The organism is Streptomyces sp. YS-3 (assembly GCF_045257485.1).
GTDB lineage: Bacteria > Actinomycetota > Actinomycetes > Streptomycetales > Streptomycetaceae > Streptomyces.
The window spans coordinates 1-5,491 of record NZ_JBJHPC010000488.1 but is presented as its reverse complement, the minus strand read 5'-3'; the positions used below and the strand labels follow the sequence as shown (position 1 = coordinate 5,491).

6 protein-coding genes and 1 tRNA gene are annotated in these 5,491 nt (G+C 70.6%); 6 read left to right on the top strand and 1 reads right to left on the bottom strand.

What is annotated here, in order from left to right; genetic code table 11:
• The first annotated feature begins 29 nt into the window (after window positions 1-29).
• The 6 genes from ACJA3G_RS28890 to ACJA3G_RS28865 all read left to right on the top strand — a co-directional run bounded on the left by ACJA3G_RS28890 (window position 30) and on the right by ACJA3G_RS28865 (window position 4,637).
• Window positions 30-758 carry an amino acid ABC transporter ATP-binding protein gene (locus tag ACJA3G_RS28890; protein ID WP_406555981.1) on the top strand — a complete coding sequence of 243 codons (729 nt, stop codon included), beginning with the start codon at window positions 30-32 and terminating at the stop codon, window positions 756-758.
• Between the two features lie 177 nt (window positions 759-935).
• Window positions 936-1,694, top strand: a complete 759-nt coding sequence (locus ACJA3G_RS28885) for an IclR family transcriptional regulator (protein WP_406555980.1) — start codon at window positions 936-938, stop codon at window positions 1,692-1,694.
• A gap of 73 nt (window positions 1,695-1,767) precedes the next feature.
• A tRNA-Lys gene (locus ACJA3G_RS28880) sits at window positions 1,768-1,841 on the top strand.
• 113 nt (window positions 1,842-1,954) lie between these two features.
• On the top strand, window positions 1,955-2,506 hold the full coding sequence (locus tag ACJA3G_RS28875) for a hypothetical protein (RefSeq protein WP_406555979.1): 552 nt from the start codon (window positions 1,955-1,957) through the stop codon (window positions 2,504-2,506).
• A complete protein-coding gene (locus ACJA3G_RS28870) occupies window positions 2,503-2,985 on the top strand; it encodes a group II truncated hemoglobin (protein WP_406555978.1) in 483 nt (160 codons plus the stop codon). The genes ACJA3G_RS28875 and ACJA3G_RS28870 overlap by 4 nt, the downstream gene beginning before the upstream one ends.
• A gap of 140 nt (window positions 2,986-3,125) precedes the next feature.
• Entirely contained in the window at window positions 3,126-4,637 is a 1,512-nt protein-coding gene (locus ACJA3G_RS28865; protein WP_406555977.1) for an MFS transporter, read from the top strand.
• Between the two features lie 91 nt (window positions 4,638-4,728).
• On the opposite strand, the gene ACJA3G_RS28860 is transcribed toward ACJA3G_RS28865, so the two are convergent.
• Entirely contained in the window at window positions 4,729-5,325 is a 597-nt protein-coding gene (locus ACJA3G_RS28860; protein WP_406555976.1) for a lytic polysaccharide monooxygenase, read from the bottom strand.
• Window positions 5,326-5,491 lie beyond the last annotated feature (166 nt).

The window sequence follows — 5,491 nt, the reverse complement described above, 5'->3', positions numbered from 1 at the left end:
CCTCCCCCTCCACCCCGTCCGAGGCGCCCCTGATCACCTTCGACAACGTCACCAAGCGCTTCGGGTCCACCACGGTCCTGGACGACCTGTGCTTCTCGGTGCGGCCGGGGCGGCACGTCACGCTGATCGGCCCGTCCGGCTCCGGCAAGACCACCATCCTGCGGCTGCTGATGACCCTGGAAACCCCCGACTCCGGGACGATCCAGGTCAATGGGGACCGGCTGTTTCCGGCCGCCGAGAGAGAGCGCCGGGAGGCCCGCAAGAAGATCGGGATGGTCTTCCAGCAGTTCAACCTCTTCCCCAACATGACCGTCCTGAGGAACCTCACCGAGGCGCCGGTGCGGGTGCTCGGGCTCTCCCCCGACGAGGCCGAGGCACGGGCGCGGGAGCTGCTCGACCTGGTGGGGCTCGCCGACCGCACGGACGCCAAGCCCTCCCAGCTCTCCGGCGGCCAGCAGCAGCGGGTGGCGATCGCCCGGGCCCTGGCCATGCGCCCCCAGGTGCTGCTTCTCGACGAGGTGACCTCCGCGCTCGACCCGGAGCTGGTGGCCGGGGTCCTCGACGTCCTGCGGGACATCGCGACGACGACGGACATCACCATGCTCTGCGTCACCCACGAGATGAACTTCGCGCGCGACATCTCGGACGAGGTCATGATGTTCGATTCCGGGAAGGTCATCGAGTCGGGTCCGCCGGAGAAAATCTTCACGGCGGCCGAGCACGAACGTACGCGCGAGTTCCTGGGCGCGGTGCTCTGACCTCACCTTCCGGCCAGAGACCTTTCCTCTGGCATATGCCATACGGATGCGCCCCAGCGTGCGGGCCGGGGCGCATCATCAATCTCGTCAACACCCCCACCGGAACGGGGTCTTGGCGGTTATCGTGGAACGGTGAAGCTGTCCACCTTCGCAGCCTCGACCTGCTAGGGGGAAACCGTGGCGCTGAAGCCCGAGCCGACCGCGCCGTTCCACTCGGTGCAGTACGCCTTCCGCGTCCTGGAGACGATCTCCAAGCACGCGAGCGGAGTGACGGACGTCCAGATCGCACGAGAGACCGGTCTGCCGACCGCCCATCTCGCCTCCCTGCTGCTCATGCTCCGCTGCGAGGGCTATGTGGAGCAGGTGAGCGACGGGGCGTACGTCATCGGCGACTCCACTGTCCTGCTCGGCTCCGGCGTGGTGCGCCAGCAGGCCCTGGAGGCCAAGCTCCAGAGCACCCTGACCGAACTGCGCGACTCCGTCGGCGCGGCGGTCTACATCAGCCGGTACATCGACGGCGAAGTCAAGATCACGCAGTACGCGGACGGGCCGCGCGCCCCGAAGGTCAACGAGTGGGTGGACTTCCGCTCGGCGGCCCACGCCAGCGCGGTCGGCAAGTGTCTGCTTACCCAGCTCGACCAGAACGGCCGGCGCGACCACCTCGCACGCCACAAGATCGCCCGGCTGACCTCGCGGACCATCACCAACGAGCGCGTGCTCTTCAGCAAGCTGGACAGCCAGCCCGCGACGGTCCCGGTCCTCGACCTCCAGGAGTACGCGGTGGGCACGGTCTGCGCGGCCGTCCCCCTGACGGCGGGCGCGGCGGTCGGCTGCCTGGCACTCTCCCTCCCGATCGAACACGCCCACCGCCTGCGCTCGGCAGCAGACACCCTGAACCGGCGGGCGGCTCCGGTGGTGCTGTCGCTGGCGATCTAGACGTGTCGTTTCCGTGATCCGCCGGGTGGCTGGAGCACCCCGGCGGACCAGGTAGTATTTTCTCTGTCAGCAGGCGCCGCTAGCTCAGTTGGTTAGAGCAGCTGACTCTTAATCAGCGGGTCCGGGGTTCGAGTCCCTGGCGGCGCACAGACAGCAGAAGCCCTTCGCGAAAGCGGAGGGCTTTTTGCGTTGCCCCTACATGTTTCCGGCCCACGGCGAACACGCTTGGCGTACCGCCCTGTGCGCGTAATTCTGATTACATGATTACAGCCGAACAGCACGAGCAGCTTCGCGGCTGGTTCTCCGGTCGCATCCCCGAGGGGCTCTACGAGCGCCTCGTCGAGGTGACCGTCGACCGCGAGGAGATCACCGTCATCGGACGCGTCCCCGAGCCGGCGCTCGCAGACGACGTCTCCCCCGCCGAGCGCACCGCCGCCCTCGACGGCCGCATCCAGGAGTTCCGCGAGCGCACCCGCGACGAGCGGATCGCCGTCGCCCGCGACGCCGAGCACCGCTACGGGCGCAAGGTGTCCTGGGGCGCCGAGTGCGGCGGGCGCCGGGTGATGTTCACCCAGGTCGCGGCCCCGGTCATGACCCGGCTGCGGCAGCCCGAGCGCCAAGTCCTCGACACGCTGGTGGCGGGCGGGGTGGTCCGCAGTCGCAGCGAGGCCCTTGCCTGGTGCGTACGGCTCGTACAGAGTCACACCGACGACTGGCTCGGGGAGCTGCGCGACTCCCTGGAGCGGGTACGCGAAGTCCGCGCCCAGGGCCCCGACCGCGCGTCGGGGCCGGCCGAGGAGGAAAACGCATGAGCGACGCTCCGGGGATTCCCAGCGTCTACGAGTGGATGGGCGGCCAGCAGGCACTGGACCACCTGACCGAGGTCTTCTACGGGCATGTGCACAAGGACCCGGTCCTGGCGCCGGTGTTCGCGGCGGCCCCGCCCGAGCACCCCCACCATGTGGCGGTCTGGCTGGCCGAGGTCTTCGGCGGTCCCGCCGAGTACACCGCGGCCCACGGCGGCCACGACCGGATGGCCGGGCGCCATCTGGGCCGCGGCATCACCGAGGAGCAGCGGCGGCGCTGGGTCTCCCTGCTGATGGACACGGCGGACGAGGTTGGCCTGCCGGACGACCCGGAGTTCCGGGCGGTGTTCGCGTACTACATCGAGTGGGGCACGCGGATGGCGCTGGTCTACTCCGGGCCGAACCCGCCGCCGGTGGAGGGCACGGGCGCCACCGTGCCCAGGTGGGGCTGGAACCAGACCCCGCCGTGGCAGCCGAGGGCCTGAGCGCCCGGCCGCGGGCCGCGTCCGGCCCGCGCCCCTCACAGGACTTGCGTACGGCCCCTCCGGACCTTCCGGAGGGGCCGTACGCATGTCCTATACATTCGTTCTAGACAGTCGTATTAAACACCCGTACAGTTCCTGTCATGACGCACACACCGAGCACGAACCTCCGCGCGGGCCGCAAGGAATGGACCGCCTTCGTCGTCCTGCTGCTGCCGCTCCTGCTGGTCTCGATGGACGTCTCCGTCCTCTACTTCGCGATCCCCTCGCTCACCCGCGAGCTGGACCCGAGCGCCACCCAGCAGCTGTGGATCTTCGACATCTACGCCTTCGCGCTCGCCGGACTGCTGATCACGATGGGCTCGCTCGGTGACCGGATCGGCCGCCGCAAGCTGCTGCTGATCGGCGCGGCGGCCTTCGGCCTCGCCTCGGTGACGGCGGCGTACGCGACCAGCGCCGAGATGCTGATCGCCGCCCGCGCCCTGCTCGGTGTCGGCGGCGCCACCCTGATGCCCTCCACCATGGGGCTGGTCCGCAACATGTTCCGCGACGACAAGCAGCGCGGCCAGGCGATCGGCATCTGGTCCGGCGCCATGGCCGGCGGCATAGCGCTCGGCTCGGTGATGAGCGGCGTGATGCTGGAGCACTTCTGGTGGGGCTCGGTCTTCCTGATCAACGTGCCGGCGATGCTGCTCCTGCTGGTCCTCGTCCCGGTCCTGGTCCCCGAGTTCAAGGACCCGGCGCCGGGAAGGTTCGACCTGCTGAGCGTGCCGCTGTCGATGGGCGCGGTGCTGCCGGTGGTCTACGGGCTCAAGGAGTTCGCCGCCGAGGGCTTCAGTACGGTCCGGCTCGGCTCGGTGGCCGTTGGCCTGCTGATCGGCTGGGTCTTCGTCCGCCGCCAGCGGACCCGGCAGGACGCGATGATCAGCCGTGAGCTCTTCCGCGACCGGGTCTTCGGCGCCGGGATCTCGCTCAACGCCGTCGCCGCCTTCGCGATGATGGGCTCGGCGTACTTCACCACCCAGTACCTCCAGTCGGTGCTCGGCATGGGCACCATGGAGGCGGCCCTGTGGTCGATGGCCCCCTCGCTCGCGGTGGGCGTCGCCGCTCCGACGGCCACGGCGGTCGCCGCCAGGGTGGGCAAGGCCCCGGTCATGACGGCCGGGTTCGTGATCGGCGCGGCGGGCTACGGCATCCTCGCCCTCACCGGCACCGACTCCCTCTGGCTGCTGCTGACCGGCGCGGCGGTCCTGGCCAGCGGCATCGTCGCGGTGATGGCGCTCGTCTCCGACATGGCGCTGGCCTCGGCCCCGGCCGAGAAGGCGAGCTCGGCCGCCTCGCTCCTGGAGACCGGCCAGGAGTTCGGCGGGGCGATGGGGATGGCGGTCCTGGGCTCGATCGGCACCGCGGTCTACCGCTCGGACATGCCCGGCTCGGCCCCGGCGACGGCCCGCGAGACCCTGGGCGCGGCGGTCGCGAGCACCGACCACACCCTGGTGGCGACGGCCCGGGAGGCCTTCGTCCACGGGATGCAGTACGCGGCGGTCGGCGGGACGGTACTGCTGCTGGTGGCGGCGGGGGCGACGGTGGCCCTGCTGCGCAACACCAGCGCGGGGGCCCCCGCTCCCGAGCCGGAGAGTGAGCTGGTGGCGTGAGCCATCGCGGTACGCGACCGCCGGGCGGGCTCGTCATGAGCCCGCCCGGCGGTCGTCGACGTCCCGCCCGCGCGGACGAGTCCCGGGCGCTCTAGAACTGCACGTCCGAGCAGGCGTAGAACGCGTTGCCCGTGTCCGCGATCGTCCACACCGCGAGGATCATGTGGTGGCCGGTGCGGCCCGTGGGGAGGGTGCCCTCGTGGGAGAGCGTGGGCGGCGGCTGCTTCCCGTAGAAGGGGACGGTCAGGAACGGCTGGGGGTCGAGGGCCGCCCGGGTCAGCCTCTGGGCCGGGTTCCAGCCCTGCTTGGTGAGGTAGTACCGGAAGTCGGTCGTGGCGTGCCGGGCGGTGAACTGCCAGCGGAAGGTGTACGACTGACCTGCCGTCAGCCTGGTCGCCGGCCAGCCCGTGCCGCCGCGCGGGTCGTCGAGCTCGGCGAACCGGCTGTTGCCGCCCGCGCAGAGCGTGCCGTCGGCGGGGCCCCCGGCCGGGAAGCCCTTGGGGCCCTCGACCGACTGGGGCTCCCACTGGATGTCGCCGCAGTTGCTCACCGTGCGGTTGGCGCAGAGCTTCTGGCGGCTGAGCGGCTGGTCGGTGTAGCCGTGGCTGTCGGCGCTGGAGGTGGCGAAGAGGGAGACACCCGTGGCCGCGAGCGCGACCACGGCCGCGCTCAGCTTCTTCTTGCGCATGCTGACGCTCCTGGAGAACGTGGGGGAGTTCTGGGGCCGTGGCACGCGTGCAATCTGGTCTGGACCAACTCACAGGCTATTCCCGCCAGTTGAGCATGTCCAGACCAATCGCACCGCGGCCCGGGCCCCGTCGCTCCCCCCGCGCTCACACCTCCCGGGCGACGCC

Bases quoted from the DNA above. Each gene is read 5' to 3' on its own strand.
- ACJA3G_RS28865 (WP_406555977.1), top strand. From the start codon at position 3,126: ATGACGCACACACCGAGCACGAACCTCCGCGCGGGCCGCAAGGAATGG.
- ACJA3G_RS28870 (WP_406555978.1), top strand. From the start codon at position 2,503: ATGAGCGACGCTCCGGGGATTCCCAGCGTCTACGAGTGGATGGGCGGC.
- ACJA3G_RS28860 (WP_406555976.1), bottom strand. From the start codon at position 5,325: ATGCGCAAGAAGAAGCTGAGCGCGGCCGTGGTCGCGCTCGCGGCCACG.
- ACJA3G_RS28875 (WP_406555979.1), top strand. From the start codon at position 1,955: ATGATTACAGCCGAACAGCACGAGCAGCTTCGCGGCTGGTTCTCCGGT.